We start from the raw sequence: 3,244 nt of genomic DNA on the forward strand, positions 1-3,244 counted from the left end.
GATAACTTTCGATGTAGTTACAAAGTGGTATACTTACGAAAATTTAACTTTTGACATGATTGAAAATGGTAAAGTTCTTTCTGGTAAGTCTAAAATTTATGGAGGAACCGCACCAGGAGACTATAAGTATATCGAAGGAACCTCTTACACTTATTATGGGGAAAGTGACATAGGCCGTTTAAGCCGTTGGGAAATAAAAGAAAAAATATTTAGTTTTATGGGGGTATTATATCCGAAACTTCCTAAAACACCTGCTGGAGTTAGATTTTTAGACGATGTTGGAAACGAATATACTGCAATTGTGTTTAAGACGGAACAGGTACAAGATTATATTTTAATTAATACAGATGTAAATGACGAATTTTATCAAGGCTGGAAGGGTACAACTGTACTAAACTTATTCCCTGTAATGAACTTTGAGCGATACAGAACTCGTATAATTGAAAAAGGTCAAATGGAGCTAGTTAATTTAAGTAAGGCAGAGCTTAAAATCAAGAGAAAGGCGGACTTTATTTAATGTTAGAAGCTAACGTTTATGATAACTTTAACCCTAACTATTACAATATATCTGATTTCAGAATGCCTAATGGTAAAAAAGAAAAAAGAGGCCTTCCAATACCAAAGGCAAGATGTCAAGTTATTGATTACGAACTGTGGGAAACAGGCTATCTTTACACTTCATCAGCTACATTGACCGTTTCGGTAGAAGTTGGCGATATTGTTCAAGTACTTTTTCCTGAAGTTGTTCCAATTGAAGAAGCTCTAGGTAAGAGGAAAAAACTGAATTTAGATATGGTTTACCTTGTGACCGATGTAGACGAAAGTAATAAAGCTACGTTAAAAAACTACTTTTGGGCAATGATTGAAAGTCTTGACGTTCCAAACGCAATAGCCAAAAAGACAAACTCTGGTATAATTAATTATTTAATTGACCCTAATAAAAATAATTTAATGAGTTATGGTTATTTCTTTGATTCAAGTATCTTTGCTGGAAAGGCTACGATTAATCGTAAAGCGGAAACTTCATCAGCTCATGATGTAGCAAAAAGGATATTTTCCAAGGTTCAATTTCAACCAACTACAACCATTCAACACGCTCCATCTGAAACAGACCCTAGAAACTTGTTATTCATTAACTTTGCTTCAAGAAACTGGAATAGAAAAAGAATCACGACAAGGGTAGATATTAAGCAAAGTGTGACAATGGACACGGAAACAATAGTAGAACGTTCAGCTTATAATTTTGCTGTTGTGTTCGTTAAAAATAAAGCAACAGATGACTACACAGACCCTCCTAAAATGTACACAGCAAAAAATAACGGAGATGTCATTGATTATAGCACTTATCATGGAGACGGAACAGACTTGCCAGATGTAAGGACAACCAAAACATTGTTTTATGATAGAGATGACCACGGAAACCCTCCTGAGTTGTCTACTATTAAGGTTGAAATTTCTCCCTCTACAATCGTCACAAGGTTATTCTTTAATCAAAATGAACTTTTTCCTTTGTATGTTAATGACTTAGTAGATATTTGGTACGAGGGCAAGCTATATTCAGGATATATAGCAGATAGAGTTAAAACAGAGTTCAATGATAGACTTATTTTTGTAGGAAGTGGAGACAAACCGAATGTTATATGAGTATGTAGCTACTTATGGCGACAAATATAGAATAGATAGCTTTAAAGGGCATAGAGAGCTTCGTAAAGACCACTTAGAACTATTGCAAGGTAAAGTGTACTATAATAGTAAAAACACGCTTAGAATCGAGACCACGCTCTTGTATGAAGTCGGACAATTTGTATCAATTGGTGGTTATCCTTATGGCGGTAGAAAATTTAGATTGTTAGAGCTATCAATTACTGATAACCCAGTTTTAGATAAAGCGGAAATAATTTCAAGAAAGGTTAAAAATGACAATTAAAAACTTCACGTTTTTCAGTCCAAATGGTACAGAGTTTCCAGTCGGTTCTAATAATGACGGAAAACTATACATGATGTTGACTGGAATGGGCTATAGAACAATTAGGCGCAAAGATTGGAAAAGTCCATTAAATACAGCCCTTAACGTGCAATATGTTAACACATCAATCGTTGCAGGCGGGAGGTATTTTGAACTATTGAATGAAACTGTTGCCTTAAAAGGTAATGCAGTTAATTATATCCATGCAAATATTGACTTAACGCAAACAGCAAACCCTGTAAGTTTATCAGCAGAAACATCAAATAATAGTAACGGTGTTGATATAAACAACGGTTCTGGCGTTTTGAAAGTTTGTTTTGATGTTGTTACGACTTCAGGAACTGGTGTAACAAGCATTAAGCCAATTCTTCAGGCTAGTACTTTAGATAGTATTTCTGCAAACGATTTATCACTTAAAGATTCAATCAATGCAAATAATTTATCACTTAAAGGTTCAATCAACGCAAATAATTTATCGCTTAAAGGTTCAATCAATGCAAATGATTTATCGCTTAAAGGTTCAATCAATGCAAATGATATATCACTTAGAGGTACAATCGATGTTCCAACTCAAATGTTGACAATTCAAACTGGAAATGGTATGCAGTTGCAATTCACTAAAAAGAACGATGATTTAGTAATTGTTAGACTCTTTGGTAGTGTATCAACTACAAAAGCTGGCATTAAAATGTCTGGACCATGGGTAGATAAAGAATTTCGTCCAGCTGTTGTTCAAAGTATTGTTGGTCATTTTGCTGGACATGAGACTTCTTTCCATATTGACATAGACACAAACGGTAGTATTACTTGGTGGGGACCAGATATTGGTAAAACACCTATTGCAACACGTGGTAACGGAAGTTACTTCATTAAATAACAAAATAGAAAGCGAAACAAAATGGTAACTAGAATGATTTTAATAACTATCTTAATTTTAGCGATTCTTTTCGCTACATGGGTAAAAGATAGAGAAGCAATGAACCCACCTTTCAAACGTAGACTTGTGATTGACTTAACGGTTATTTTATCCCTGTGGGTTTTATATGCGGTCTTCTTCTTTACACAAACTCCCTCAACTTCTGATATTGCCAAAACTGTGATTGACGTAGGTTTATTGTACTTTGTAGGGCAATTTATTTATTTGGTCGCAAAAATCAGTCCTATGTTCGACGGTTTGGTTAAACTTATGAAAAAGAACGGTGTAAGTGTTCCAGAAGTAGAAGAAGAACAAACGGAGGATAAAAAAGAATGAATATAACTAATGCTGGTGTACGTGGT

5 protein-coding genes are annotated in these 3,244 nt (G+C 34.6%); all 5 read left to right on the plus strand.

Annotated features, from left to right (window positions below; all coding sequences use genetic code 11):
• Positions 1-517, plus strand: a 517-nt coding sequence (locus tag EII29_RS11040) for a hypothetical protein (RefSeq protein ID WP_233573325.1), incomplete at its 5' end; no start/stop codon positions are given.
• Positions 517-1,644 (plus strand): hypothetical protein, encoded by a 1,128-nt coding sequence (locus tag EII29_RS11045; RefSeq protein WP_036853157.1) that lies wholly within the window; start codon positions 517-519, stop codon positions 1,642-1,644. The genes EII29_RS11040 and EII29_RS11045, both read left to right, overlap by 1 nt.
• A complete protein-coding gene (locus EII29_RS11050; protein WP_036853158.1) occupies positions 1,634-1,927 on the plus strand; it encodes a hypothetical protein in 294 nt (97 codons plus the stop codon). The genes EII29_RS11045 and EII29_RS11050 overlap by 11 nt, the downstream gene beginning before the upstream one ends.
• Positions 1,917-2,843, plus strand: a complete 927-nt coding sequence (locus EII29_RS11055) for a hypothetical protein (protein ID WP_125237571.1) — start codon at positions 1,917-1,919, stop codon at positions 2,841-2,843. Before EII29_RS11050 ends, EII29_RS11055 begins: the two co-directional genes overlap by 11 nt.
• Before the next feature lie 21 nt (positions 2,844-2,864).
• On the plus strand, positions 2,865-3,218 hold the full coding sequence (locus EII29_RS11060) for a hypothetical protein (RefSeq protein ID WP_036853160.1): 354 nt from the start codon (positions 2,865-2,867) through the stop codon (positions 3,216-3,218).
• Positions 3,219-3,244: the final 26 nt, after the last annotated feature.

Source organism: Leptotrichia sp. OH3620_COT-345 (assembly GCF_003932895.1).
GTDB lineage: Bacteria > Fusobacteriota > Fusobacteriia > Fusobacteriales > Leptotrichiaceae > Pseudoleptotrichia.